Genomic DNA, 26,745 nt, shown 5'->3' with positions numbered 1-26,745 from the left:
AATTTCTTTTAATCATATTGTTGAAAATCATAATTTAAAAATATCAAAACCGTCTGATAATTCAGACGGTTTTGATATTTTTAGATATAAATTCTTCTTAGCTCATTTTTTTAGCATCCGCAACAAACTGTGCTAAACCTTTATCAGTTAATGGGTGATTCAATAAATTAAGAATTGAATCTAACGGCGAAGTAATCGCATCGGCACCAATTTTCGCACAATTAATAATGTGCATTGGCGAACGAATCGACGCTGCCAGGATTTCTGTGTCAAACATATAGTTATCGAAAATAATTCTGATCTCTTCGATCAAGTTCATTCCGTCGACAGAAATATCATCTAATCTTCCTAAAAATGGAGAAACATAGTTTGCTCCCGCTTTCGCCGCCAATAATGCTTGTCCGGCAGAAAAAATTAAAGTACAGTTGGTTTTGATTCCTTTCATGGAGAAATATTTTAAAGCTTTGATCCCGTCTTTGATCATTGGAATTTTAACTACGATGTTTGGGTGAATCGCTGCTAATTCATCACCTTCCTTAATCATTTCTTCATAAGTCGTGCTCAGAACTTCCGCAGAAATATCGCCGTCTACGATTTCGCAAATGGTTTTATAATGGTTTAGAACAGCTTCTTTCCCACTGATTCCTTCTTTTGCCATTAAGGATGGATTGGTAGTTACTCCATCTAAAATTCCTAAATCCTGTGCTTCTTTAATTTGCTCAAGATTGGCAGTGTCGATAAAAAATTTCATATTACTTTTTGTTTTTGCAAAGGTAAGATTTTCGGGTGCAATGGAAAAATGATTCTATTTAAAAATATAGTACAATTATTTCGCAGATAGTTTCTCTTCAATCACGGCCAATGCAGATTTTACATCACGCATTTTCTCCATCGAATCCGCATCGATCTCAATATCGAAAACTTCTTCCACATCTAAAATAACATCAACCAAATTAGCAGAATTAATATTTAAATCATTTATGAAATCTGTGTTTTCATTGATGTTTTCTAATGCAGCCTCATCTTTCACATAAGGTTTTACAATTACTTTTAATTTTTGAATAGCCTCTTCTTTGTTCATATTGAGAATTAATTTTTTATTAAGAATATTTTTTAAAGATAATACATCCGTTCACATCGCCAAAACCAAAACTGACTTTCGCTGCGATATTAATTACTTTTTGGATTAAATGCTGTGGAATACAATCTGAGTCGATAATCTCTGAAATTTCTGGATTTAAATCTTCGCAGTTAATATTGGGTGCGATAAAGTTTTCTGACAGTTGTAAAACAGTTGCCACACATTCAATACTTGCTGCTGCAGAAAGGCAATGTCCTGTTAAAGCTTTTAATGAATTAATATAGGGAAAATCGTTTCCAGATCGATTTAAAGCGGTTGATAAATTCTGAATTTCTGTAGCATCTTTCGAAGTTGCAGTTAAATGTCCGCTGATATAATCGATTTCATTTGAATCAATTCCAGCATCTGATATGGCATCTTTTACGCATTTCTGAACTGCAGTAGAGTTGGGCGCGGTCATACTTCCACCGCCACGTTGACCGCCGCTATTTAGATTTCCACCCAATATTTCGCAATAAATTTTTGCATTTCTTGCCAATGCAGATTCCAAATCTTCGATCACTAAGGCTCCGGCGCCACTGCCGGGAACAAAACCCGCTGCAGAAGCACTCATCGGCCGAGAAGCTTTTTCTGGACTGTCATTCGATTTAAAATTACAAACTTTGATTGCATCAAAACCTGCCCAAATGTACGGACCGGAATCACTTGTGCTTCCGGCTAAAATGCGTTTTGCTTTTCCAGCTTTTATGCGGTCAAAAGCCATTAAAATACTTTCTGTTCCTGTTGTACAAGCGGAAGAATTGGTAGTGACTTGATTTCCTAAACCTAATTTTCCTCCTAAATACGCAGAAATTCCGCTGTTCATGGTTTGCGAAACTGCGGTACTTCCTAATCTTCTAGTTTGCAGTGCATCAATTTTATAAATGCTTTCCCGAAATTTCTCAATTCCAGAAGTACCTGCGCCGAATATTGTTCCGCTATCCCAATCTGGATTTTCTTCTTCTGATGGTTTTAAACCCGCATCTTTCCAGGCATCTAAACCTGCGATAACACCGTACATAATTCCAGTCGAATTGAAATTCCGTAATTCTAAATCCGTAAAATATTGGTTTAAATTTTCTTTATCAATTGGTGGAGTTCCGGAAACCTGACAGGAAAATTGCAAGTCTGCCAATTGTTGATCAAACTGAATTCCAGAGCATCCTTCCATTAAAGCAGAACGGAAATTTTCCAAACCAACGCCATTTGGTGCAACGACTCCTAATCCCGTGATAACAACTCTTCTTTCCATCCTACTTGACTTTAATAATTCCCGCGATTGTTCCTTCACAAACGATTTCTGTATTTTCGTTCAGCATCTTAACTTTGCATTTTAGTTTATTAAATCTAAAGTAAATTTTCTCTGAAATAACGGTCACTTTTTCCCCCGGAAAAACGGGTTTTACAAATTCGATATCAGTCGAAGTTAAACCAATCTGATTTTCTTCATTTAAATCATCTCCAACCAGAAAAATTCCTAAACAAACCAGTCCGATTTGTGCCATGGTTTCTATTAAAATTACCCCAGGAGTTATTGGATTGTTTTTAAAATGACCTTTGTAGAAATCTAAATCTTCTTTAAAAGTGAAAGTTCCTTTTGCACCATTTTCATCAATGCTGACCAAATTATCCACGAATAAAAATGGAGTAGTGTACGGTAGTTTTTCTAAAATTTCTGAAGTATTCATTTAACTCAAATGTTCGCCACCATCGACCGGAATTACACAACCATTGATCCACGAAGCTTCGTCCTGACATAATAAGCTGACGACATTTCCCACATCTTCTGGTTTGGTCAATCTTTTAAATGGATTGCGTTTTTTGGTAATTTTTTTTATCTCCTCACTTCCCGGAATCATTTGTAATGATCTCGTGTCGGTAACTCCGGCTTGGATACAATTTGATCGTAAACCGAAAGGTGCAAATTCTAAAGCTATATTTCTGGAGATGGCTTCCAAAGCAGCTTTTGCGGCAGAAACTGCGCCATAATTATTGATAGGTTTTGAACTTCCTTCACTTGTAAACGCGAGAACTCTTGCATCTTCAGCAAATAGATTTTCGTTGAAAATTAATTTTGTCCAATCGTACAAACTGGTTGCCATGGCTTGAAGGGTAATTGCAAAATCATCGGTAGATAAACTTTCATTTTCCAGTCCTGTCATTGGCTTTAAATTTCCTTTGGCAATACTGTGTAAAAGACATCGAATCTTTGCTTCTGAACCTAATGCCGTCTTTAATTCTGTTAAAACATCCTTTTGATGCTGCGGATTTAAAACATCTTTATTTAAACTTAAAAATTGGATATTCTCGTTTTTAATTAAAGAAAATTCTTGGTTAATAGTTTCCATTTCAGTACGAGAACTTCGATGAATAATACAAATATTCATCCCTTCAGAAGCTAATTTCTTCGCAGAAGCCAAACCTAATCCTGAACTTCCGCCCAAGATTAAAGCCCAATAATTTGTATTTTCAAATCTTCTTACCATTCCAATAAAACTCGTTGTGCAGAAAATCCAGGTCCGAAACTTAACATCAATCCTTTCTCGCCTTTATTTGGTTTTTGATTCATTATTTCTTCTAAAACAAAGAGTACGGTTGCACTCGACATATTTCCATAAAGTCTTAAAATTTCTTTTGTTGTATCAATATTTTTACCCAAATCAGAAAATAAACCTTCGACCATTTGCACGATCTTTTTTCCACCTGGATGAAAAATAAGGTAGTCGACATCCTTAATCTCTAAATTTTGTTTGGCCAAAAAAGGATGAATAATATTTGGGAAATGTTCACCGATCGTATCTGGAACTTCAATATCTAAAATCATTTGTAATCCAGAATTGGTCAGTTTGAAACCCATCATGTGTTCATTGTTATAAAAATGGTACATTTCCTCTGCTAAGATTTCTGGACCTTCCGCATTTTCTTCGGAAGATAGTAGGACGCAAGCAGCACCATCACCGAAAATCGCTGCACTCACAATATTAGCCATTGAAAAATCTTCTAACTGAAATGTAGCGGTCGGACTTTCAACGGCAATCACGGCGGCACGTTTTCCAGGATTTGCCTGAAGGAAATTTTTAGCATAAATAATTCCAGAAACACCCGCTGCACAACCCATTTCTGTAACGGGTAAACGAACGATATCCTGACGTAAATTTAATTTATTGATCAGATAAGCATCAAGCGATGGAATCATAATTCCAGTACAACTTACGGTGATAATGTAATCCAAAGACTGCGGATCCCAGTTGGCTTTTTTCAAAGATTTATCCAAAACCTGTTCGCCTAATAAAACGACTTCACGCGCGTAAATATCATTTTTATCTTCGAACGAGGTGGCGGTGAAAACTTCAATTGGATCCATAATGGAATATCTTTCATCAACTGCCGCGCCTTCAAAAATCTTTTTGACTTTACGCACAAAACGGCTGTCCTGATTAACCAACCATTGATCTAAAAAAGGTAAAACTTCTGAAGTTTTTCGGGAATATTTGGGGAGTTGCTTAGCAACTGTAACTATTTTTACACTCATATGTCATTGCGAGGTACGAAGCAATCCGCAGCTTTTATTAATTAGTTTTTGTGATAATCCATTGGTAGCGGAATGCCCACTTCCATTTAATATTTACTTTTTTGAAATTTAATTGGGTAGAAAATTTCTCCAGATCTTTTCGTTTAAATCCCCGCAAAATAGAAATTAAACCATCATTTGCAGTCATTTCTTTTAATCTGAACACGAAAATTATCACCTGAAAAAGACGGTATGCTAATTTACTCCTTTGAAGATCATTTACCACAATTCCTTTGGTAACAAGACCGTAAATAACTTTCATTATGTTGATGATCCCATCATTTTTAAAGTGATGTAAAGTAAGCGTAATTAGGGCGATATCTATACTAAATTTAGAAAAATCGTATAAAAATATATCTTCAGCGAGATAGGTGATGTTTTTAAATTCGGCAGAACATTTCTCCGCGTGTCGAATTGTGGCTTCATTAGCATCGATCCCAATTAATTTGAAATTCAGATTATGATCTGTTCCATATTTTGAAAGCATTCTTAACATATCGCCGCTTCCACAACCGAAATCGATAATTGTAATCAATTTATCTTTCGGGAAATCCTTAATTAAAGTTCTCACGCCGTCTAAAGTCACGGAATTTCCACCGAGCAGTTGATTAATTCGAGCGATGTCATCCAAAGCGGTTACTAATCCTTCGTTATCCATCGAAAAATCATCCATTGATTCTTCTAAATCTGTTCTATATGTCGTGTCTAAAGCCATTATTGATTGATGGTGATTTCTTTACCATGGGTTTTTTTAATAACTAAAGGAAGCAGAAAGGGAACGTAAGTAATTAGAGTTGTCAAAATTTCTGAAAGTTTTGAATGTTCGAAAGTACTACCCAAAAGTCGGCCATACCATAATCTTTGTTTAAAGTTTTTATTCCAGTTTAAAGAATAGTTGTTTTCCATTTCCGTTCGTGAGATTTTATGTGACAAAAAATCTATTGTTTGTTCTGAAGCTAGTTTAGCACTATGAATCGCCATTGCCATTCCATTTCCGCATAAGGGATGAATTAAACCAGCGGTATCGCCCACCATTAAAATATGGTTTTCGACATTTTCTTTTTTCTCAAAACAAATTTGACTAATTGTCAATGGTTTTTCAAAAACAGGTTGAGAATTTTCTAAAATATTTTTTAAATGTGGATTTTTAGAGACGACTTTTTCTTGGAATTCCTCAATGTTTTTATATTTCTTGAAAGATTTAAAATTAGTTAAATAACAGATATTGAGCAAGTTGTTTTCAACTTTTGAAACCCCGCAATAACCGCCTTTAAAATTATGCAAGCCAACGACGTCATCTGCAAATTCTCCTTCAAAATGAGACTTAACGGCTAACCAAGGAGATTTTTTCTGAAGAAAATTTCGCTTCATTTTAAGATCTAAATTAGATCGTTTTCCAAACCCACCCAAAACTACTTTTGACGTCAAAGTTTTTCCGGAAGCCAACTGCACTTCGAAAATATCATCCTTAAAAATCACTTCATTCACCTGATCTTCTAGGATCTCACAGTTTTGAGAAAGCGCTTTTTTATAAAGTGCATAATCTAAAATATAACGGCTGATTCCAAAACCGCCAAGCGGAAGTTTTGTTTCGATTATTCGTCCAGACTCTGATGAAAACTGTAAATTTGAAATGTGGGTCGGCTTTAATTCTTCAATATTTATATTCAACCAATTAAAATAGGGAAGGATTTCATTGGAAATGTATTCGCCGCAGACTTTATGTTTTGGATAAGAATTCTTCTCAATAACAATTACTTTACAACCCATTTTCGTGAGGTGTATCGCGCTTGTTAAACCTGCTAAACCGCCGCCAATGATTAGGACTTCGTTATCGCAATTTGAATCTTTCAATTTTTATTTAAATGTAGTAAAAAATTTTACCACAAAGTCACAAAAGTTTTATTCTACCGATTTACTATTTGGTTTTTTACCACATTAGTCACATTAATTAAGTTTGAAAGAAACACGCTAAAAAGGTCACATTAGTTTTCAATTTTCAAGGAAAGCTGATAACCTTAACTCCTTAACCAAAATCTTAATGGTGAAATTTTTTGCAAATTCTTTTGTAGTCTTTTTAAAATCTATATATCAAGGCACATTTCTTTTGTCCCATTTGCGATAAAAACAAAAAACCTCACGTTTCCGCAAGGTTGATTGTAATTAATTGTCATGTGTTTTCATTAACTCATTATCACATCATCACATCATCAAATTAGATCTTCTCATTCTTAATTTCCTCCACAATTTCAGGATTCAAAAGAGTAGAAATATCACCGAAATTAGCAAAATCTCCTTCCGCAATTTTTCTCAAGATTCGACGCATTATTTTTCCTGAACGGGTTTTTGGCAACGCAGAAACAAACTGTATTTTATCCAGTTTCGCAATTGGCCCAATCGTATCGGAGATCACACCATTAATTTCTTTCCTCAAATTATCTTTATCACGCTCCTCACCACTGTCTTTCAACATTACAAAACCGTAAAGGGCACTTCCTTTCACATCGTGTGGATAACCGACAATCGCAGATTCCGCCACGGCTGGATGTAAATTCACACTATCCTCGATCGGAGCTGTTCCAAGATTATGTCCGGAAACAATGATTACATCATCAACTCGACCGGTAATTCTATAATAGCCAACTTCATCTCTCAACGCGCCATCTCCGGTAAAATATTTTCCAGGAAATGCTGTAAAATAAGTTTCTTTATATCTTTGATGATCGCCCCAAATTGTTCTTGCAATTCCCGGCCATGGAAAACGGATGCATAAATTTCCATCCACTTGATTTCCTGTAATTTCATTTCGTTTATCATCCATCAAAACGGGCTGAATTCCAGGCAGTGGCAAAGTCGCATAAGTCGGTTTCGTCGGTGTGATAAAGGGCAAAGGCGAAATCATAATTCCTCCAGTTTCTGTTTGCCACCACGTATCAACAATTGGGCATTTTCTCTTGCCAACGTGATCATTATACCAGTGCCACGCTTCATCATTAATAGGTTCACCAACGGATCCAATTACTCTCAAACTAGACAAATCATGTTTCTCCACCCATTCATAAGATTCCTTTGCAAGCGCACGAATCGCAGTAGGAGCCGTGTAAAACTGCGTTATTTTATGTTTTTCAATAACTTCCCAGAAACGATCCGGTTGCGGATAAGTCGGAACTCCTTCAAAAATAACGGTCGTCGCGCCATTCGCAAGTGGTCCGTACAAAATATAAGAATGTCCTGTAATCCAGCCAATATCTGCGGTACACCAATAAATGTCATTCTCTTTATAATTGAATACATTTTTAAAAGTATAAGCCGTAAACACCATAAAACCTGCTGTTGTATGCAGCATTCCTTTTGGTTTTCCAGTCGATCCAGAAGTGTATAAAATAAACAACGGATCTTCCGCGTCCATGATCACCGAAATAAAATCAGACGGCGCTTTGTCATAAAGCGGCGCCAACCAAAGATCTCTTCCTTCCTTCATTTTCACTTCGCCACCAGTTCTTTTCACGACCAAAACTTTCTCAACAGTCGGACATTTTTCTACGGCTTCATCAATGATTCCTTTCAAATCAATTGATTTTGTTCCCCGGAAACTTCCATCAGAACAAACAATCATTTTCGCACCGCAATCATTTACTCTAGATTCTACAGCCTGTGCAGAAAATCCTGCAAAAATAACAGAATGAACTGCACCTAATCTCGCACAAGCCAACATGGTCACCGCCAATTCAGGAATCATAGGCAAATAAATACAAACACGATCGCCTTTTTCAACACCTAAATCTCGCAATACATTTGCCATTTTACACACACGGTCGCGCAATTCGCTGTAAGAAATATGTTGTGCTTCCTCTTTTGGATCATTAGGTTCAAAAATAATTGCGGTTTTGGTACCACGTTCGTTTAAATGCCGGTCAATACAGTTTTTCGTAATATTAAGTTTGGCATTTTTGAACCATTCAATTTTCGCTTCCTGCATATCGTAAGCAACGACCTTTGACCACCGTTGATACCAAACAAAATTCTCATCAGCCACTTTATCCCAGAATTTTTTTGGGTTTTTAATCGATTTTTTGTACTGTTTAAAATAATCGGGCAAATCGTCTATCACATAATTTTTCATAATATATTATTTTTTGTATTTCTAATATTTAGGAGCCAGGAACCTGCTTTCCACTACAATCTTTTTTTTCAAAAAAGGATTTCCGTTGCAATCAGGGCTAGTTACGACTCGTTTTTTAGATTTTTTGATTGCAAAATATTTAGAGATATTTCTGTTTATAGTCATTCATTTTTAATTGCAATTCTTCCACAACACTTTCATCATCAATAGTCGATGGCATTTGATAATCCTTCCCATCCAGCATCGTTCTTATGAGTTTTCGTAAAATTTTACCTGAACGAGTTTTTGGTAATCGATTCACCACCAAAGCATTTTTCATACTTGCGACGGGACCAATTTTCTCCCGAATTAATACAACCAGTTCTTTTTCCAAAGTCTTCTCATCCACTTTCGAACCTGATTTTAAAACCGCAATCGCAAAAGGAATTTGACCTTTCAAATCATCATCGATTCCGACCACGCAACATTCGGCGACTTCTTTATGGGCGGCAACAACTTCTTCCATTTCTGCGGTTGAAAGTCGATGTCCTGCAACATTGATCACATCATCAACTCTTCCCGTCACGAAAACATAACCGTCTTCATCTTTTATCGCGCCGTCTCCAGAAAAATAATATCCCGGGAATTTTGCTAAATATCCAAATTTAAAACGTTCCGGATCGCCCCAAATTCCCATCATTGCTCCTGGCGCTAACGGTAGTTTAATGACCAAATAACCTTCGTGATGGGATTCCAATTCATAACCTTCTTCACTAAAAATTTTAATATCGTATCCTGGAATTGGTTTTCCGGCTGAAGCTCTTTTAATTTTTACATCTTCAATTCCGGGCATTAATCCTAACATTGGCCAACCTGATTCAGTTTGCCACCAATGGTCGATTGCGGGAACTCCAACAAATTCATCAAACCAATCGAGGGTTGCAACATCGCATCTTTCGCCTGCTAAAAACTGCGTTCTCAACGAGGATAGATCATATTTTTTTAAAAATTTTCCTTCCGGATCTTCTTTTTTAATTGCTCTAATTGCAGTTGGAGCCGTGAACATTACGGCAACTTTATGCTCTTCAATCACGCGCCAAAATGTTCCAGCATCTGGAGTTCCAATTGGTTTTCCTTCGAAAATAACGGTTGTATTTCTGTTGATGAGTGGACCGTAAACCGAATAACTGTGTCCAACTGCCCAACCAATATCGGAAGCTGCCCAGAATGTTTCTCCTTCTTTTACACCATAAATATTTTGCATCGAAAACTTCATCGCAACTGCATGACCACCGTTATCGCGAATAACTCCTTTTGGTTTTCCTGTCGTTCCAGAAGTGTAAAGGATATATAAAGGATGTGTAGATTCTACCGGAACGCAATCGGTTGGTTCAGATTCGGTCATTAATTTTTCAAAATCCGTGAGCGAAGAATCATTTTTGAAATCAACGCGATTTCCAAGTAATTTCCGATCAAATGCAACGATATGTTCCGGTTGGTGTTCCGACATGCTTATCGCTTCTTTCACAAATGGCAAATACGGAATTCTGCGCGAAACTTCCATTCCTGAGCTTGCGGTAATAATCGCTTTTGGATTGCAATCATCAATTCTAATTGCCAATTCTTGTGGTGCAAATCCGCCAAAAACCACGGAATGCGTAACGCCCAATCTCGCACAAGCCAACATTGCAAACACAGATTCTGGAATCATCGGCATATAAATTATAGCAGTATCGCCTTTTTCTAAACCCAATTTTTTCAGTCCGCCTGCAAATTTCGAAACGTGTTCTAAAACTTGACTATAGGTATATTTAATAATTCTATTAGTAACTGGTGAATCGTAAATAATTGCAACCTGATCGCCAAAACCATCATTAACATGTTTGTCAACCGCCAAAAAACACGTGTTCAATTCGCCATCTGCAAACCAAGTTGGATAATTTTCACCATCATCAGTTAAGATATGGGTTGGCTTCTTAAACCATTCGATTTTTTCTGCCTGTTCTGCCCAAAATTTTTCTTTGTGAGCAATACTTTCTATAAACATTTCATTTGCTTTCATCATGATTTATTTTTAGGTTTAAGAAAATTAGTAATCTTTTTTTTTATTTATTTCAACAATTCTTCAACTCTTTCCGTCAATTTTTTAATAGAGTAGGGTTTGGTGATATAATCGTCTGCACCCAGATCTAACCCTTTTTTAATATCTGCTTCTCCCGTTTTTGCGGAGAGGAAAATAACTTTAATTCGGGCCAGATTTTTATTTTTTTTAATTTCAGAAAGCGTTGTATAGCCGTCAACGTTAGGCATCATGATATCTAGTAAGATCATGTCTGGAACTTCAGTTTTTAAAATTTCTAAAACTTCGGAACCGTCTCGTGCAATAAATACTTCATAACCAGCTTTGCGAAAGGCATACTCCAAAGTCATGATGATCTTATGTTCGTCGTCGGCGATTAATATTTTTTTCATATCATTTCTTCTTTTTCTTCGTCTTTTTTTATTGGCAAATAAATCTCAAACGTTACTCCGATTTCTTTATTTTTAACTTCAATGTCGCCATTTTGGGCAATCATTATTTTTTTACAAATCGCTAAACCTAGTCCGCTTCCAATTGGTTTGCGAAGATTTTGATTTTTCGACTGATAAAATTTATCAAAGATAAATTCCACATCTTCTTCCGGAATAGTTTTTCCGGTATTGAAAATTGAAATTTTTAGTTGACCCTCTTTTTGCTGAAATTTGGTTTGGATCATTCCCTGATCGTTCGTGAATTTTAACGCATTTCCTAAAATATTTTGAAATACCTGAATCATTCTTGGTTCGTCGTATTCGAAGATTTCATTCTCTAAAAGATGAACTTCAGAGTGATGAAGATGTCTTTTTTCGAAGAGATGAATCAGAGGTTTTACAGATTTTTTAAAAGTTTCAATGATATTGTTTTCTTTGATATTTAATGAAATCGTTCCAGTTTCCAGTTTATCTAAATAGAGAATATCATTGATGATTTCAGTTAAACGGTCGGATTCTGAGATGATGTTTTCCAGGAAATCTTTCTTTAATTCTGGAGGCATATCTTCATCATCCAAAAGAATTTCACTCGTTGCACGAATTGCAGTAATTGGCGTTCGAAGTTCGTGCGCAACACTGTCTAGAAATTCATCTTTTTGCTGATCTTTTACAACCAGATGTTCATTAACATTTTGTAATTCATCTGAAAGTTTCAAAAGCTGACTTGATTGTTCGCTCAATTGTTTGTTAAGAGAAATGTTTTCTTTAGATTCTTCTAATATTTTTAAAACTTCCGGCAGGGAAATTTTGTCTTCTTTGGTTACGCCTTCAATTAAAATTTTTGCAGAAGCAGTACCGATTCTCCCACTTAAAAGATTTTCTGAAAATTTGATGAAACGGGAATCTGCAGTGTCATTCTCATTGGTAATATTATATTTTAAGTTAAAAATTTTTAAGGCTTGCTGTGTTTTTTTATCACCCAAAAATTTGACTAAAATCTTTTTGATATCTGAAATGTTCGCTGTTCCCTTCCAGATATAAGCGTTTTCGTGATTTTGAATATAATCATCAATATCAGCATACAACTCAGCATAGTTTCGTTCCCGATAATTGGAAAGTGTATTCGTTGAAATTAAAGTGAATAAGGAAATATTTACGAAGAAACTCCAGAAGAAAATTTGTGAAATTGGAGATAAATAGGGTATTGAAAAAAAACTAAAGACACTGCTGTTATAAAAGCTACTTTGGATAAAATTATCTGAAAAACTTGGTAATACCAATCCAAAATAGCAGATTATTATTCCGGCTAAAATTCCTACCAATGAACCTGCGTAAGTTCCCCGACGCCAAAAAATAGCTCCGAAAAAAGAGGGTGCTAATTGTGCAATGAGAACAAAAGAAACTAAGCCAATACTAAATAGAGTTTTACCCACTATCAAATATTTATAAAAGATAAATCCCGTTATAATTAAAAGAAAGATGCTTATTTTTCTGATATTAAAAATGGTTTTGGTGTTATCAACATCTGAATTAATTTTAAATTTATCCAGCCATCCATAAGGAATGATGATATTGTTTGAAAGCATAATCGAAAGGGAAATACTTGAAATAATGATCATTGAAATACAAGCACTTAATCCGCCAAAAAAAACCATTACGGCAATAAAAGTATTACCAAATTTTTGTGGAATCAAAATAGAGTAGAGTTCTGCATTTACATTTTCGTTTAGAAATAAAATTTTTCCACCCCACGCAATTGGGAAGACAAAAAAGTTGAAAATCAATAAATAAAGTGGAAAAAGCCAAATCGCAGTTCGAAGGTGTTTTTCTTTTCTGTTTTCAATAATTGCTGTGTGAAATTGTCTCGGTAAAAGGAAGATTGCAGACATGGAAAGCATCGACATCAAAAACCAATTAAAGCTTCCTTCCAAACCATTGAAGGTATTTTTAGCTGCGAAATCTGGTAATTTTGAAGCTTGAGTGTAGATATCTTCGAAACCATTAAAAACGCCATAAACAACGAAGATTCCCAAGATGATAAAGAAAATTAATTTCAGAAAACTTTCGACTGCAACTGCTGAGATTATTCCGAGTCTTTTTTCCGAGGCATCAACATATTTTGTTCCGTAATACGAAGAAAACAGGGCGATAATTAATACGACATAAGTTGCTGAATCAAAGAGTATATTATCGGATTGATCAGTTTCTGTAATCAAATGAAAAGTTTCGGAAATCGCTTTGATCTGCAAACTGATGTAAGGAATAATCGCAATCATGCAAACCAATGCAATCAATGCGCTTAATGATCGGCTGTTTCCGTACCTTAAAGAAATAAAATCTGCGATACTACTGATTTTATTAACCCTGGAAATTCTGATGATTTTTGTGTTAATATAAATCCATGCTGGAATAATAATGATTGGTCCAATGTAAATCGCCATATATTCAAGACCTTGATTTGCCGCAACACCAATACTTCCATAATAAGTCCAGGCTGAACAGTAAACTGCCAAAGACAGCGCATAAACGTAAGGATTGTTCACCCAAAAGCTGCTTCTCTTCTTCTCGGCAAAATGTGCAATGAAAAACAGAAGTCCCAAGTAGAGTACAACCAGTGCGAAAAGCATATAACTATTCATGAAATTTTTTGAAAATGATGAAGGAACTGAGAACTGAAAGCGTCCAAACGATAAAAATATAACCGTAAATGATAGGGAATCCCATAAAATGATCAGCGCTGTTAAACAAAAGCAAAACCGGTGCATTGAATAAAACAAACAATGAAATGCTTAAAATAACCAGTTTTTGTTGATGCCTTTTTTTCATATTGATAATTAAAAGAAAAGAACGGGAAACGAATTTCCCGCTGCTTTTCCTATCATTTTTTAATTACATATTTCTGTCAGAATATTCTCCTTTGAATGAATACCACCCGAAAATTCCTAAACCTCCCACGATGATCGGCATTAGAACGGTGAGGATGATCCAGCCGAAAACATGATCTTCCTGTTTGTCAGACATTACTTTTGGAATTCCGAAAACCGTTAATCCGTAATAGGCAACTACCAAAGCTAAGATTAACCAGACAATTCCTAATATTTTTTTTACTTGATCCATTTTTTTGTTTTTTAAAGTTACTTAAATTTTTAAAGATATGTAGAGAAGGTCATTTTTTAAACTACAGGACTTTCAGCCGGTGTTTCTACAAATTTATCTTCCTCTAAACTTTTGTTTTTAGTTTTTAAATAAAGCGTTCCAATGACGAGACAGACTCCTGCAACTACAATTGGGTACCAAAGTCCCTCGAGATACCATTCAGAATGACCTGCATCTTTTCCCGAAGTTACCAAATAAGTAGCGACTGCGGGAAGCAATCCTCCAAACACTCCATTACCAATATGATAAGGCAACGACATCGAAGTATATCGAATTTTCAGCGGGAACATTTCTACCAAAAATGCTGCGATCGGTCCATAAACCATGGTTACAAAAACGACTTGTATAAAGACTAAGAAGACCAATAACCATCTCGTATCAGGATTTACCGTGATTGCTTCTTTAATGAGCGGTGCTTCAGGTTTACCATCTTTAATGATCGGTCCTGCTGCTGCCCAATGAACAATACTGTCTCTTTTCATTAAAGTTCCATCTTCAAATATTTTTTCCTGATGAAAAGTAACAACACTGTCTGTGGCAATTTTGGCGTGAACTTTTGCGGTTCTTTTTTCAGTTAATCCATTTTTTGCTAGAACTTTAGTTTCAATATTTACAGACTTGTACATGGTTTTATAAATTGGTCGATACGCTATAATTGCGATCAGCATTCCAATCATCATAATAGGTTTTCTACCCACCTTATCAGACAACCAACCGAAAAGTACAAATAATGGAGTTCCCATAAATAAAGCGAGAGCCATCATTGTATCGACTTGAGCAGAGTCTATATTCATTACTTTTTGCATGAAACTCATGGCGTAGAATTGTCCAGTGTACCAAATAACTCCCTGTCCCATTACGGCTCCAAATAATGCAAGCAAAACGAATTTAAAATTGAATTTATTTCCGAAACTTTCTTTTAAAGGATTTTTTGAAGTTTTACCTTCTTTTTTAGCCTGAGCAAAAAGAGGAGATTCTTTCATATTTCTACGGATTACGTAAGAAACACCCACCATTAAGATAGAGATCCAGAAGGGAATTCTCCAACCCCAACTGTCGAATTCTTCAGCAGACAGAGACGTTTTAGTGACCAAAATTACGATGAGGGAAATAAATAAACCTGCTGTTGCGGTCGTTTGAATCCAGGAAGTCCAATAACCTCTTCGGTGTGGTTGGGAGTATTCTGCGACATAAGTTGCGGCTCCTCCGTATTCTCCACCTAAAGCAAGACCTTGTAAAAGTCTTAGGATTAACACTAAAACTGGGGCGAGAAATCCTATGGTTTCATAACCTGGAACACACCCAATTAAAAATGTCGAAAATCCCATGATCAATAAAGTGACCAGGAATGTATATTTTCTACCGATGATATCTCCTAATCTTCCGAAGAATAATGCTCCGAAAGGTCTTACTACAAATCCTGCAGCGAAAGTTGCCAACGTAGATAGAAATGCCGCAGTAGGATTATCTGCCGGGAAAAATTTTGTAGCTAAAACCACAGCTAAACTCCCGAAAATATAGAAATCATACCATTCAATCAAGGTTCCTAGAGACGACGCCATGATGACACCCCAAATCGTTCTGTTTTTCTTTTTCTCTTCAACATAAGCATCATGCTCCAGTTGGGTTGCAAATTTTTTGGCCATAATTTATTTGTTTTTGTTTTTTAAAATTTTGTGAATGACAAAGAAATTGAGTTGAATTATTTTTAAAATGAATACATCACCCTCACCATTCCGCGCAAGTTTCCGACATCTTTACTATTATTTCCGGCTTTAGCTTCTGTATTTGTATCGCCCCATTTTGCAGCGGTATATTCGATTTCCGGTGCGATATTAAATTTATTTTGTTTGAATTCGACTCTCGCAGAAGCGCGCCAAACCGCATCAAGAATTCTTGGTCCAGAAGAACCTCTCACGTAAAGGTTTTTAAAACCAGCATCAACTCCCGAATTTTTGGTATAACCAAAGAAAACTCCTGGAGCAATTTTCGAATTTGCACTTGCGACATCCACCCAAAAAGCAGAGGTCTTGGTTGGTTTGTAAGATTCCTGTCCGTTTGGTTCTGTATATCCTGCGAAACCTCCGAGCATTACCAGATGATTCAGGTTTCCACCAGTAATTCCATATAATTTGGTGATGATCTTATCGTTCGCATATTTAAAATATCCGAAAAACATCTCAGAATTTACTTTTTCAGTGGAAACTAAACCTGCCGATTCAATAACCGGTTTCAAAGATTGGTATTCTGCACCAACTCCGGTCGTAATTGTTTTTGTTTTGTATTGTAATTGTCCGTGGAACGTGGGAATAGAAGAATTGAAAGTCGCGCTGTTCGCAGAAGCACCTGTTGCATTTGCAGTTTGAAATTCCCGGTCTTTGTATGCGACAATACTTAAAGTTAATTCGGGAGTCAATTTTTGAGCAACTCTAACTTGACCTGCCCAACCAAAAGGATTGAACATAATTCCACTATTAAAGTTAATGACTCCTGGGAAAACGTCAGAAATGACAGAAGGATACCAGGTTTGTCCAAAAGTTACTGCGGTTTTCGGCCATGTCAAAGTCGCTGTAGCATGGCGAAGTCTCATTAATCCAGTACTTCCGCTTCCTCCTGAAGTTTTGTTGAGTTCTGTATTTCCGAAGAAATCAGCTTCGATATTTCCTGTAGCTTTTGCGCCCCAAACATCTGGACCTTTAAATCTAATTCCAACTCTGGACGTGATTGCTAAAAAGTTACTTCCTCCAGCACCATTGATGTCTTTCCCGTTCGCATCTAATTTCTCATCAAGTGGATAAAGGTTGAGTTGAAATTCTCTGGAATAAGCAGATTGTCTGCTATCAAAATTATATTCTGTTCGAACCCAGCCGTATAATGAAGCGTCCCATTCTTTCGGATTAGCTTTCTCAGCTTCTAATGCTTCAATTCTTCTTAATAGATCTTCATTTGAAGGGGTTACCTGTGAAATTAATTTTCCGGAAAATAATAGAAAAGAAACAATTCCCAATGAAATAGTAGTTTTCTTCATAGTTTTATAATTTTTAGTTTGTTTTTTTGTAGAAACGAAATTGAAACTAAAAATTTAACTGAGGAAATTTAATATATATCAGTGGTCTGAATATAGTTTTTGAAAATAGATTTTTAAAAGTGAAGAAAACAGCGCATTGTAAAAGTTATTTTATTTTTTAAACCGCTCCCATTTGATCATCATATATTTATCGCCAAACTCAGTGATGACAAGTCCTGAACCTTTTATGTTTTCCTCCTTTGACATATATTCCAAAAGTTCGGTATGTTTGAAAACTTTATAAACCGGATGAAAATCAGAGTGAGGCGGTCTTGTGATATTGTACTTTTTGATCCAGGAACTCACCGTGTTGTGAGAAACACCAATGATTCTCTCAATCTCGCGATAACTTAAACCTTCCAGATAGAGTTGGAGCGCTTTGGTGACAACATAATCATCTATTTGTTTGCCTAATTTTTTGACGGTGAAATAGTAGCTGCAATCCTTACATAGAAATCGTTGTCTCTCATTGATGATACCACTTTTTACAATGTTTTTCTCCTTACATTTAGGACAGGAATTTGGCATAACTATATCTTTTTAGCAAAGATATATTAAATTAGCAAACTTTAAAATTTAACAGCGATACTTATTTTAAATATTGTGACTTTTGAAATAAAATTCTATCTTTGCACCTAATGAAAAGAATATTTCCATTAGACAATTTACATAAAGGCAGCGATGCCAATAATCACGATATTTATTGATAACGAAGCCGTTTTGGCTTCGTTTTTTTTTATTTAAAAACTAAAATTATGCTTAGAACATCCGATCTGTCCGTTGACAAAATTAATAAATTGCTTAAGGAAGCCGACGAGTTTTCAAAAGGTAAAGTCCTTAAAGCTAAAAAGGAGATTTATGTTGCCAATCTTTTTTTTGAAGACAGCACGCGAACAAAAACAAGTTTTGATGTTGCCGAAAGAAAATTGGGATTAAATGTAGTTCCCTTTGATATCACCGCAAGCTCTGTAAATAAAGGAGAATCTTTATATGACACCGTGAAAACTTTGAAAAGTATCGGAATTGATCTTTGCGTGATCCGTCATAAAAAAGAAAAATTTTATGATGAGTTCAAAGGAATTGACATTTCTATTATTAATGGTGGCGATGGAACAGGAAATCATCCATCCCAAAATATGCTCGATCTAATGACGATTCAACAGGAATTCGGAAAATTCGAAGGCTTGAAAATAGGAATTGTCGGTGATGTAAAACACAGTCGGGTTGCAAACTCAAACGCAGAAGTATTAAGAAAATTAGGCGCAAAAGTTTATTTCTCCGGACCTGAACAATGGTTTGATGAGGGAGCAATTATCAATGGAACCTACTTAGCCATCGACGATCTGGTAAAAGAAGTTGATGTTTTGATGTTGTTGAGAATTCAGTACGAAAGACACGAAAGCGACGAGCAATTAAAATTGTCTCCCGAAAAATACCACCGAAAATTTGGTTTGACCAAAGAGCGTGAAAAAGCAATGAAAAAAAATGCCATCATTATGCATCCAGCGCCGATCAACAGAGGTGTGGAGATTGATGACGAATTGGTAGAATGCAAACGCTCCAGAATTTTCAAACAAATGGAAAATGGCGTTTTCGCCAGAATGGCTATTTTGAAAACAGCTTTGGAAGCAAAAGGTTTTGAGTTCGAGTAATAAGAAGAGCCAAGTAAAAAGTAAAAAGAGCCATGTAACTGAAAAATTGTCAAAAAAAATGAAAGAGTTTTTGGCAGTTGGTTTAATAGTAGAGATAAAAAGTAAAAATGAAAAAGAAATTAGTATTAGAATCCGGTGAAGTCTTCCACGGCAAAGGTTTCGGAGCCGATCAGGACATTGAAGGCGAAGTCGTTTTCAACACCGGAATGACGGGTTATCAGGAATTGATATCAGATCCGTCCTATTGTGGACAAATCGTTTGCATGACGTATCCGCTCATCGGAAATTACGGAATTAACCGCGATGATTACGAAAGTATCGAACCTGCCATCAAAGGTTTAATCGTAAAAGAAGTTTGCGATTTTCCCTCCAATTTCAGAACTCAAATGGATCTCGATGAATTTTTTCAAAAGAGAAACCTCTCCGGAATTTCTGGGATCGATACCAGAAGATTGACAAGAGTTCTCCGAAATTCAGGAGTTGTAAAAGGAAAAATCGTTGCGGAAGATGCTGATGAAAATTCAATAATTGAAAGTTTAAAAGCTACGGATTTTCCAACTGACCAGGTCGCCCAGGTTTCCACCAAAAAGGCTTACGCAAGTCCGGGAAGAGGTTTGAAAGTGGTCTTAGTAGATTATGGTTCAAAATCGGGAATTTTGCGCGAACTTACCCAAAGAGATTGCGATGTAACCGTAGTTTCGCAAGATACAACAGCTGAAGAAATTTTGTTGATTAATCCAGATGGCGTCATGCTTTCCAACGGTCCCGGTGATCCCGAAGATGTAAAGGGATCGATTGAAATGATTCAAAATACCTTAGGTAAAGTTCCAATTTTCGGAATCTGTTTAGGTCATCAGTTGATCGCTTTGGCAAGTGGTGCGAAAACTTTTAAATTGAAATTCGGACATCGTGGCGGAAATCATCCAGTTTTAGATTTAAAGAAAAATAAAGTAGCGATTACTTCCCAAAATCACGGTTATGCGGTGGATCAGGAATCTTTAGAGAAAACCGATTTAGAAGAAACACACATCGCTTTAAATGACCGAACAAACGAAGGTTTGAAACACAAAATTCATCCTTGTTTCTCCGTACAATATCACCCGGAAGCAAGTCCAGGTCCGGAAGATGCAAATTATTTATTCGACCAGTTTATTGAAATGATGGAAGAATTTAAATCTAAAAAAGTATTGAATTAAAGATGGCAAAACGTACAGATATAAAAACAATTTTAGTAATAGGAAGTGGTCCCATCATCATTGGGCAAGCCGCAGAATTTGATTACGCAGGAACTCAGGCTTGCTTATCTTTAAGAGAAGAAGGTTACAAAGTAATTCTCATCAATTCAAATCCGGCAACGATTATGACGGATGTTGAAATTGCTGACAAAGTATATATTGAACCAATCTCTCTGGAATTCGTAAGTCATATTATCCGCAAAGAACGTCCAGATGCGCTTTTGCCAACATTGGGCGGACAAACTGGATTAAACATGGCGGTAGAATTACAGAATTCCGGAATTCTGGAAGAATGTAAAGTGGAAGTTTTAGGAACGAAACTTTCAGCCATTAATCAAGCTGAAGACCGCGATTTGTTTCGGAATTTAATGCACGAATTAAACGAACCCGTTCCAGATTCTGATATTGTAAATGATGTTGAAGGTGCCTTAAAATTTGCCCAGAAAATCGGATTTCCTTTGATTGTTCGTCCCGCTTTTACAATGGGTGGAACAGGTGGTGGAATTGCTCATACGATTGAAGAATTAAAAGAAATCACGAGTTTTGGATTGAAATATAGTCCGGTTCGCCAGTGTTTGGTTGAAAGATCCATCGCTGGATATAAGGAAATTGAATACGAAGTAATGCGTGACAAAAACGACAACGCGATTGTGGTTTGTAATATGGAGAACATCGATCCGGTGGGAATTCATACCGGAGATTCGATTGTAGTTGCGCCTTCGCAAACGCTTTCTGATCGGGAATATCAAATGTTGCGTAACTCATCCTTAAAAATTATTCGCGCATTAGGAATTGAGGGCGGCTGTAATGTTCAGTTGGCTTTGGATCCGCATTCTTACAATTATTATATCATCGAAGTGAATCCAAGAGTTTCGCGTTCATCGGCTTTGGCGAGTAAAGCAACCGGTTATCCCATTGCGAAAATTGCGGCTAAAATTGCGGTCGGTTTGACATTAGATGAAATTATGAATCCTGTAACAGGAAAAACGTACGCATGTTTCGAACCCGCTTTGGATTATGTCGTAACGAAATTTCCACGTTTCCCTTTCGATAAATTTGAAACTGCTGATAGAAGACTTTCAACTCAAATGAAAGCAACTGGCGAAGTTATGGCAATCGGAAGAAATTTCGAGGAATCATTGCAGAAAGCCATCCGTTCTTTGGAGACTGGTTTGAGACATATTGGTTTAAAATCAAAAGACGCTGCAGCTTTAACTGACGAGGAAATCGAAAGAAGAATCAGAGTTTGTGACGATGAGCGTTTGTTCATTATTGGTGATGCTTTGAGAAGAGGTTACGAATGGGAAAAAATAGTTGAGTGGAGCAAGATCGATAAATTCTTCATCTGGAAAATTAAAAAACTCATCGATTTTGAAAAAGTTATCGCAGAAAATAAATTTGACAAAGAAACTTTACTGGAAGCTAAAAAATTAGGATTTTCAGATATGAGTATCGCAACATTGTGGGATTCTAATCAAAAAGAAATTTTTGAATATCGGAAAAATAATGGAGTAATGCCGGTTTATAAAATGGTAGATACTTGCGCCGCAGAATTCGAAAGTGAAACTCCATATTTCTACGGAACTTATGAAGAGGAAAACGAAAGTGTTCCTTCTGATAAAGAAAAAATCATCGTTCTGGGTTCTGGTCCAATCAGAATTGGACAAGGTGTAGAATTCGATTACGCCACGGTTCACTCGGTTTGGGCGATTAAAGAAATGGGTTACGAAGCGATTATCATTAATAATAATCCGGAAACAGTTTCTACAGATTTCTCGATTTCCGACAAATTATATTTCGAGCCCATTACGGAAGAAGACGTAATGAACATCATCGAACTTGAAAAACCAAAAGGAGTTGTCGTTCAGTTTGGTGGACAAACCGCCATTAATTTAGCAGATAAATTGGCTGCACACGGCGTTCAGATCTTAGGAACTTCTCTGGAAGATATAGATCGCGCTGAAAACAGAAATAAATTTGAAGCTGCGCTTCAGGAAATGGGAATTCCGCAACCTTTGGGAAAAACCTGTTTTACGAAAGAAGAAGCGCTGGTTATTGCAAACGAAATTGGTTTCCCGGTTTTGGTTCGTCCAAGTTACGTTTTGGGTGGAAGAGCCATGGAAATAGTTTATGATGATGCTGAACTCGCGCATTATATGACGAATGCGGTGAAAGAAAATTCGGAACATCCAATTTTGATAGACCGATATTTAACCGGAAAAGAAGTTGAAGTTGACGCCATTTGCGATGGTGAAACGGTTGTAATTCCCGGAATTATGGAGCATATCGAAAGAGCTGGAGTTCATTCCGGAGATTCTATTGCAGTTTATCCACCACAAAATATAAACGCTGAACAGATCGCAACCTTAGTTGATTATACCGAAAGATTGGCGAAAGGATTGAATATTATTGGTCTAATGAATATTCAGTATGTTTTGTTTGAGGGTAATGTTTACGTGATTGAAGTAAATCCAAGATCGAGTAGGACCGTTCCTTTCTTATCTAAAATTACAGAAATTCCTATGGCGAATTTAGCCACAAAAGTAATCCTAGGACAAAAATTAAAAGATCTCGGTTACAAAAACGGTTTAGCTCCTGTGAAAGAAGGAGTTTATGTAAAAGTTCCGGTCTTCTCATTTTCAAAACTAACGCGAGTAGATATTTCTCTCGGACCAGAAATGAAATCCACTGGAGAAGTAATGGGGAAAGATGTAACTTTAGAAAAAGCCCTGTACAAAGGTTTGATCGGAGCTGGAAGAAAAGTTCCTTTACACGGAGCAATTCTCTTTACGGTTGCCGATAAACATAAGGAAGAAGCGTGTGAATTGGCCAGAAGATTTCAGGAAATTGGATTCAAAATTTGGGCAACCGAGGGAACTGCCAATTATTTTGAAGAACACGGCGTTCGTACAAAAATCGGTTATAAAATTGAAGAAAATCCGGAAATTAATTTGATCGATCTCATTCAAACCGGAAAAGTTCAATACATCGTCAATACCATGACCAAAGGGAAACAATCCGAAAGAGATGGTTTCCAAATAAGAAGAACTTCGGTTGAAAATGGTGTTCCTTGTTTGACTTCAATGGATACGGTTGAAGCGATTTTAAAAGTCATTGAAAGTATGAGTTTTAAAATGGAACAGATGTAAATTACACTTCTTCTATGTAGAAAACCTTTGACAAAGTTTAATACCAATAGAAACCTTCAATCCTTTTAAAAGATTGAAGGTTTTTTTAATGTCTATTTTTACATATAATTTTACAGCAAACAAATATGAGTTTCCTCACCGCCGAATGGAATAATTTAGCCATGATCAATTACGTGATTGATCCAAAAATTCTGGAAAAATATGTTCCTTCTGGAACAGAACTGGATTTTTTCGAAGGTAAATGTTACGTTAGTTTTATTGGTTTTCTTTTCGAAAAGGTAAAAGTTTTAGGTCTTAAAATTCCTTTTCATACCGATTTTGAAGAAGTTAATTTAAGATTTTATGTAAAACGGTTTGAAAATGGAGCATGGAAAAGAGGTGCTGTTTTCATCAGTGAAATTGTGCCGAAGTTTGCGATTTCATTTGTAGCAAATACTTTTTACAATGAGCATTATGAAACTTTTCCCATGAAACATACTTTGAAAATCCAAGACAATTCGCGGGAGTTCATCTACCAATGGAAAGTCAATAATAAATGGAATACGATTCATGTAGAAACTCATAAAGATCCGATCGAAATTAAAATTGGTTCAGAAGCTGAGTTTATGACAGAACATTATTTCGGATATAACAAAGTGAGCGAAACAGAAACGATTGAATATCAAGTGAAACATCCGCGATGGCGACAATATGAAGTGCTGACTAATACTTCAACTATTGATTTTGAAGCTGTTTATGGAAAAGAATTCGCCTTCGTTAAAGATTTAGAACCTACTTCAGTTTTTCTCGCTGAAGGTTCGGCGATAAGTATCGAAGCCAAACGTAAAATAAAGTTGTAAGAAAAGTTGTACTGTTAAATAATGAAGATTCTCAATTCATATTGCGCACAAAAAATATAATTTTTATCTTGTATCAAATTATTTAAATGGATTTTTGGGAGCGCCGCATTTATTATCTTCAACTTTTAGCGGAACACTTGCTTCTTTCTTTAGGTTCACTTCTGGCTGTAACTTTTCTCGGTATTCTCATCGGTATTTTTGTTTTTTACTCTTCCAAAAGCCGAAAAATTATTCTTCCGCTCATCAACTTTCTGTACACTATTCCGTCGATTGCAATGTTTGGATTGTTAATTCCGTTGGTTGGAATTGGATTGAAAAATGCCTTAATTGTTTTAATTATTTACGGATTGCTTCCCATTGTCAGAAGTACGTACAGCGGTTTAAAGGAAGTTCCGGCTCAATTGGTGGAAGCTGCTGAAGGGTTGGGTTCTACGAAACGTCAAGTTTTCAGAAATATTTATTTTCCGCTTGCTTTACCTTCTATTTTATCGGGTTTGCGAATCACCGTTGTCATGATCGTCGCATTGACTGGTTTAGCTGCACTGATCGGTGCAGGAGGATTGGGACAGGCGATTTTCCGTGGTTTGAACACGATGAATACCGGATTGATTGTAACCGGATCGTTAGGTATTTCCCTCTTTGCAATTTTAGGTGATCAATGGATCGGCCAGTTTGAAAAAGATCAAAGTTTGCTGAGAGTGATTTCTAAAAATGCTACTAAGCGTCAGAAAAACAGAATTATTTTCCCAACCGTGGCTGTTTTAATTTTATCTATTGCAGCTGTTATTTATCTAAATCCACTAAGTTCGAACAGTGTTAAAACCATTGTCGTGGCGTCAAAACCGACGAGTGAACAATTTATTTTAGGAGAAATTATCTCCCAGGAAATTGAGAATAATACCGATATTAAAGTGGTTCGGAAATTCGGAATCGGCGGTGGTACGACCAACATTCATCCTGCAATGCTTTCTAAAGATTTAGATGTTTACGTGGAATATACGGGAACTGCATGGCTCAATGTTTTAAAGGAAAAGCTGCCGGAAAATCACCTTATCAATTTTGATGAATTAAATAAAATTTACCAAAATAAATTCAAATTAAAATGGCTCGGACTTTTAGGTTTCAATAATACCTATGGTGTGGCGATCAGTAAAAATGATTCTCAGAAAAATAATATCCTTACTTATACAGAACTCGCATTGAAAAGTAGCAACTATACTTTTGGTGCAGAATTCGATTTCTTTGAGAGAAGTGACGCTTTTCCAGGGTTGAAGAAATTATATCCTTTTCAGTTTATAAAATTAGAGGAAATGGATATTAATCTTCGTTACAAAGCTTTTGAGGAAGGAAAAATAAATGCAGTTGATGTTTTCACAACCGATGCACAGATCAAAAATTTAAATCTGAAAGTTTTAAAAGACGATAAAAATTATTTCCCAAGCTATGAAGCCGGGATCGTAATTCGGCAGGAGATTTTAGAAAAATACCCTGAAATAGAAACTCTTTTAAATAAGTTTCAGACTAAGATTTCAACCGAAAAAATGCAGCAGCTTAATTATGAAGTTGAGATTGAAAAGAAAAGTCCGGCAGAAGTGGCAAAAAATTTCCTAAAAACTGTAAACTAAAAGAATGGAAAACAAGGCGGTAATTTCAGTTCAAAATATCAATTTCTTTTACGGTTCGCAAAAAATTTTAAATAACTTTTCTGCAGATTTTGAGAAAGGAAGTTTTACCTGCATTTTGGGTGAAAGTGGAAGCGGAAAATCAACATTACTGCGTCTTATCAATGGACTTTTAACACCGGAAAGTGGTTTGATCAAAATTGATGGTGAGATTCTAAACGCAGAAAATTTAATTCAGAAACGATTAGAAATGGGTTATGTTTTACAGGGAAATTCCTTGTTTCCGCACTTCACTGTGTACCAGAATATGATCTACTGTTTAAAATTATTGAAAAAATCCGATGCTTTTTGCGAAGAGAAAATTTCAGATCTGCTGCATTTAGTTGGGTTGAGAGAAGATCTATTAAAAAAATTCCCGGATGAAATTAGTGGTGGACAAAAACAACGCGTAGGAATTATCCGTGCAATTGCGCACGACCCAAAAATTGTTTTGATGGACGAACCTTTTTCTGCGTTAGACAGCGAAACGCGTGACAAATTACAGCTTTTAGTAAAAGACATCCACGAAAAATTGAAAACTACTTTTGTAATGGTAACGCACTCTAAACGGGAAGCCGAGGTTTTATCAACTGACATTTTGCAGTTATAAAAAGTTTAGCAGAAAATTTCATTATTCAGATTTCTATATAAAAAAAAGCGAAGAATAAATCTTCGCTTCTAT

General features: G+C 36.1%; 22 protein-coding genes. 6 read left to right on the top strand and 16 right to left on the bottom strand.

All coding sequences use genetic code 11. The features are described 5' to 3' along the window. Nucleotides 1-97 precede the first annotated feature (97 nt). From fsa to OA86_RS01385, 16 genes are all read right to left on the bottom strand, one after another. A complete protein-coding gene (gene fsa, locus OA86_RS01465; protein WP_039347696.1) occupies nucleotides 98-751 on the bottom strand; it encodes a fructose-6-phosphate aldolase in 654 nt (217 codons plus the stop codon). A gap of 75 nt (nucleotides 752-826) precedes the next feature. Next, entirely contained in the window at nucleotides 827-1,081 is a 255-nt protein-coding gene (locus OA86_RS01460; RefSeq protein WP_039347691.1) for an acyl carrier protein, read from the bottom strand. A gap of 19 nt (nucleotides 1,082-1,100) precedes the next feature. Continuing rightward, nucleotides 1,101-2,372 carry a beta-ketoacyl-[acyl-carrier-protein] synthase family protein gene (locus OA86_RS01455; protein ID WP_039347688.1) on the bottom strand — a complete coding sequence of 424 codons (1,272 nt, stop codon included), beginning with the start codon at nucleotides 2,370-2,372 and terminating at the stop codon, nucleotides 1,101-1,103. A gap of 1 nt (nucleotide 2,373) precedes the next feature. After that, a complete protein-coding gene (locus OA86_RS01450) occupies nucleotides 2,374-2,808 on the bottom strand; it encodes a 3-hydroxyacyl-ACP dehydratase FabZ family protein (protein ID WP_039347685.1) in 435 nt (144 codons plus the stop codon). Beyond that, nucleotides 2,809-3,606 carry an enoyl-ACP reductase FabI gene (locus OA86_RS01445; protein WP_039347682.1) on the bottom strand — a complete coding sequence of 266 codons (798 nt, stop codon included), beginning with the start codon at nucleotides 3,604-3,606 and terminating at the stop codon, nucleotides 2,809-2,811. Continuing rightward, a complete protein-coding gene (locus OA86_RS01440; RefSeq protein ID WP_039347679.1) occupies nucleotides 3,600-4,652 on the bottom strand; it encodes a type III polyketide synthase in 1,053 nt (350 codons plus the stop codon). The genes OA86_RS01445 and OA86_RS01440 overlap by 7 nt, the downstream gene beginning before the upstream one ends. A 37-nt stretch (nucleotides 4,653-4,689) precedes the next feature. After that, nucleotides 4,690-5,406 carry a methyltransferase domain-containing protein gene (locus OA86_RS01435; protein ID WP_039347676.1) on the bottom strand — a complete coding sequence of 239 codons (717 nt, stop codon included), beginning with the start codon at nucleotides 5,404-5,406 and terminating at the stop codon, nucleotides 4,690-4,692. Beyond that, complete coding sequence (locus tag OA86_RS01430; protein ID WP_039347673.1) at nucleotides 5,406-6,545, bottom strand: NAD(P)/FAD-dependent oxidoreductase; 1,140 nt, start codon at nucleotides 6,543-6,545, stop codon at nucleotides 5,406-5,408. The genes OA86_RS01435 and OA86_RS01430 overlap by 1 nt, the downstream gene beginning before the upstream one ends. 361 nt (nucleotides 6,546-6,906) lie before the next feature. Then, the gene (acs, locus tag OA86_RS01425; RefSeq protein WP_039347670.1) at nucleotides 6,907-8,814 is read right to left on the bottom strand and encodes an acetate--CoA ligase; all 1,908 of its coding nucleotides are present in this window, start codon (nucleotides 8,812-8,814) and stop codon (nucleotides 6,907-6,909) included. A gap of 139 nt (nucleotides 8,815-8,953) precedes the next feature. Further along, nucleotides 8,954-10,855: an AMP-binding protein gene (locus tag OA86_RS01420; protein ID WP_039348358.1), complete on the bottom strand. Its 1,902-nt coding sequence runs from the start codon at nucleotides 10,853-10,855 to the stop codon at nucleotides 8,954-8,956. A 47-nt stretch (nucleotides 10,856-10,902) separates the two neighbouring features. After that, complete coding sequence (locus OA86_RS01415) at nucleotides 10,903-11,265, bottom strand: response regulator transcription factor (protein ID WP_039347667.1); 363 nt, start codon at nucleotides 11,263-11,265, stop codon at nucleotides 10,903-10,905. After that, nucleotides 11,262-13,943, bottom strand: coding sequence for an ATP-binding protein (locus OA86_RS01410; protein WP_039347664.1), 2,682 nt, complete (start codon nucleotides 13,941-13,943; stop codon nucleotides 11,262-11,264). The genes OA86_RS01415 and OA86_RS01410 overlap by 4 nt, the downstream gene beginning before the upstream one ends. A 250-nt stretch (nucleotides 13,944-14,193) precedes the next feature. After that, on the bottom strand, nucleotides 14,194-14,421 hold the full coding sequence (locus OA86_RS01400; RefSeq protein ID WP_039347658.1) for a DUF6814 family protein: 228 nt from the start codon (nucleotides 14,419-14,421) through the stop codon (nucleotides 14,194-14,196). A 56-nt stretch (nucleotides 14,422-14,477) separates the two neighbouring features. Next, nucleotides 14,478-16,022, bottom strand: coding sequence for an MFS transporter (locus OA86_RS01395; RefSeq protein ID WP_052257354.1), 1,545 nt, complete (start codon nucleotides 16,020-16,022; stop codon nucleotides 14,478-14,480). Between the two features lie 146 nt (nucleotides 16,023-16,168). Further along, the gene (locus tag OA86_RS01390) at nucleotides 16,169-17,488 is read right to left on the bottom strand and encodes a DcaP family trimeric outer membrane transporter (protein ID WP_039347655.1); all 1,320 of its coding nucleotides are present in this window, start codon (nucleotides 17,486-17,488) and stop codon (nucleotides 16,169-16,171) included. Between the two features lie 150 nt (nucleotides 17,489-17,638). Next, the gene (locus OA86_RS01385) at nucleotides 17,639-18,055 is read right to left on the bottom strand and encodes a transposase-like zinc-binding domain-containing protein (protein ID WP_039347651.1); all 417 of its coding nucleotides are present in this window, start codon (nucleotides 18,053-18,055) and stop codon (nucleotides 17,639-17,641) included. A gap of 227 nt (nucleotides 18,056-18,282) precedes the next feature. Here OA86_RS01385 and OA86_RS01380 point away from each other — a divergent pair, with 227 nt between their 5' ends. The 6 genes from OA86_RS01380 to OA86_RS01355 all read left to right on the top strand — a co-directional run bounded on the left by OA86_RS01380 (nucleotide 18,283) and on the right by OA86_RS01355 (nucleotide 26,673). Beyond that, nucleotides 18,283-19,179 carry an aspartate carbamoyltransferase catalytic subunit gene (locus tag OA86_RS01380; protein ID WP_039347648.1) on the top strand — a complete coding sequence of 299 codons (897 nt, stop codon included), beginning with the start codon at nucleotides 18,283-18,285 and terminating at the stop codon, nucleotides 19,177-19,179. Nucleotides 19,180-19,286: 107 nt separating this feature from the next. Continuing rightward, a complete protein-coding gene (locus tag OA86_RS01375) occupies nucleotides 19,287-20,375 on the top strand; it encodes a carbamoyl phosphate synthase small subunit (RefSeq protein ID WP_039347643.1) in 1,089 nt (362 codons plus the stop codon). A 2-nt stretch (nucleotides 20,376-20,377) separates the two neighbouring features. Continuing rightward, on the top strand, nucleotides 20,378-23,563 hold the full coding sequence (gene carB / locus OA86_RS01370; RefSeq protein WP_039347639.1) for a carbamoyl-phosphate synthase large subunit: 3,186 nt from the start codon (nucleotides 20,378-20,380) through the stop codon (nucleotides 23,561-23,563). 125 nt (nucleotides 23,564-23,688) lie between these two features. Further along, on the top strand, nucleotides 23,689-24,402 hold the full coding sequence (locus tag OA86_RS01365; protein WP_039347637.1) for a YqjF family protein: 714 nt from the start codon (nucleotides 23,689-23,691) through the stop codon (nucleotides 24,400-24,402). 86 nt (nucleotides 24,403-24,488) lie between these two features. Continuing rightward, complete coding sequence (locus OA86_RS01360; RefSeq protein WP_039347635.1) at nucleotides 24,489-26,027, top strand: ABC transporter permease/substrate-binding protein; 1,539 nt, start codon at nucleotides 24,489-24,491, stop codon at nucleotides 26,025-26,027. A gap of 4 nt (nucleotides 26,028-26,031) precedes the next feature. Then, nucleotides 26,032-26,673 (top strand): ABC transporter ATP-binding protein, encoded by a 642-nt coding sequence (locus tag OA86_RS01355; protein ID WP_039347632.1) that lies wholly within the window; start codon nucleotides 26,032-26,034, stop codon nucleotides 26,671-26,673. Nucleotides 26,674-26,745: the final 72 nt, after the last annotated feature.

The sequence above is a fragment of the Kaistella jeonii genome, from assembly GCF_000812865.1.
GTDB classification, from domain to species: domain Bacteria; phylum Bacteroidota; class Bacteroidia; order Flavobacteriales; family Weeksellaceae; genus Kaistella; species Kaistella jeonii.
Note: the sequence above shows the minus strand (reverse complement) of the source record. Positions and strands in the feature narration are given on the sequence as shown.

What these genes read in the sequence shown, in the direction of transcription:
- fsa (WP_039347696.1), bottom strand. Translation starts at nt 751, where the DNA reads ATGAAATTTTTTATCGACACTGCCAATCTTGAGCAAATTAAAGAAGCA.
- OA86_RS01460 (WP_039347691.1), bottom strand. Translation starts at nt 1,081, where the DNA reads ATGAACAAAGAAGAGGCTATTCAAAAATTAAAAGTAATTGTAAAACCT.
- OA86_RS01455 (WP_039347688.1), bottom strand. Translation starts at nt 2,372, where the DNA reads ATGGAAAGAAGAGTTGTTATCACGGGATTAGGAGTCGTTGCACCAAAT.
- OA86_RS01450 (WP_039347685.1), bottom strand. Translation starts at nt 2,808, where the DNA reads ATGAATACTTCAGAAATTTTAGAAAAACTACCGTACACTACTCCATTT.
- OA86_RS01445 (WP_039347682.1), bottom strand. Translation starts at nt 3,606, where the DNA reads ATGGTAAGAAGATTTGAAAATACAAATTATTGGGCTTTAATCTTGGGC.
- OA86_RS01440 (WP_039347679.1), bottom strand. Translation starts at nt 4,652, where the DNA reads ATGAGTGTAAAAATAGTTACAGTTGCTAAGCAACTCCCCAAATATTCC.
- OA86_RS01435 (WP_039347676.1), bottom strand. Translation starts at nt 5,406, where the DNA reads ATGGCTTTAGACACGACATATAGAACAGATTTAGAAGAATCAATGGAT.
- acs (WP_039347670.1), bottom strand. Translation starts at nt 8,814, where the DNA reads ATGAAAAATTATGTGATAGACGATTTGCCCGATTATTTTAAACAGTAC.
- OA86_RS01420 (WP_039348358.1), bottom strand. Translation starts at nt 10,855, where the DNA reads ATGAAAGCAAATGAAATGTTTATAGAAAGTATTGCTCACAAAGAAAAA.
- OA86_RS01415 (WP_039347667.1), bottom strand. Translation starts at nt 11,265, where the DNA reads ATGAAAAAAATATTAATCGCCGACGACGAACATAAGATCATCATGACT.
- OA86_RS01410 (WP_039347664.1), bottom strand. Translation starts at nt 13,943, where the DNA reads ATGAATAGTTATATGCTTTTCGCACTGGTTGTACTCTACTTGGGACTT.
- OA86_RS01400 (WP_039347658.1), bottom strand. Translation starts at nt 14,421, where the DNA reads ATGGATCAAGTAAAAAAAATATTAGGAATTGTCTGGTTAATCTTAGCT.
- OA86_RS01395 (WP_052257354.1), bottom strand. Translation starts at nt 16,022, where the DNA reads ATGGCGTCGTCTCTAGGAACCTTGATTGAATGGTATGATTTCTATATT.
- OA86_RS01390 (WP_039347655.1), bottom strand. Translation starts at nt 17,488, where the DNA reads ATGAAGAAAACTACTATTTCATTGGGAATTGTTTCTTTTCTATTATTT.
- OA86_RS01385 (WP_039347651.1), bottom strand. Translation starts at nt 18,055, where the DNA reads ATGCCAAATTCCTGTCCTAAATGTAAGGAGAAAAACATTGTAAAAAGT.
- OA86_RS01380 (WP_039347648.1), top strand. Translation starts at nt 18,283, where the DNA reads ATGCTTAGAACATCCGATCTGTCCGTTGACAAAATTAATAAATTGCTT.
- OA86_RS01375 (WP_039347643.1), top strand. Translation starts at nt 19,287, where the DNA reads ATGAAAAAGAAATTAGTATTAGAATCCGGTGAAGTCTTCCACGGCAAA.
- carB (WP_039347639.1), top strand. Translation starts at nt 20,378, where the DNA reads ATGGCAAAACGTACAGATATAAAAACAATTTTAGTAATAGGAAGTGGT.
- OA86_RS01365 (WP_039347637.1), top strand. Translation starts at nt 23,689, where the DNA reads ATGAGTTTCCTCACCGCCGAATGGAATAATTTAGCCATGATCAATTAC.
- OA86_RS01360 (WP_039347635.1), top strand. Translation starts at nt 24,489, where the DNA reads ATGGATTTTTGGGAGCGCCGCATTTATTATCTTCAACTTTTAGCGGAA.
- OA86_RS01355 (WP_039347632.1), top strand. Translation starts at nt 26,032, where the DNA reads ATGGAAAACAAGGCGGTAATTTCAGTTCAAAATATCAATTTCTTTTAC.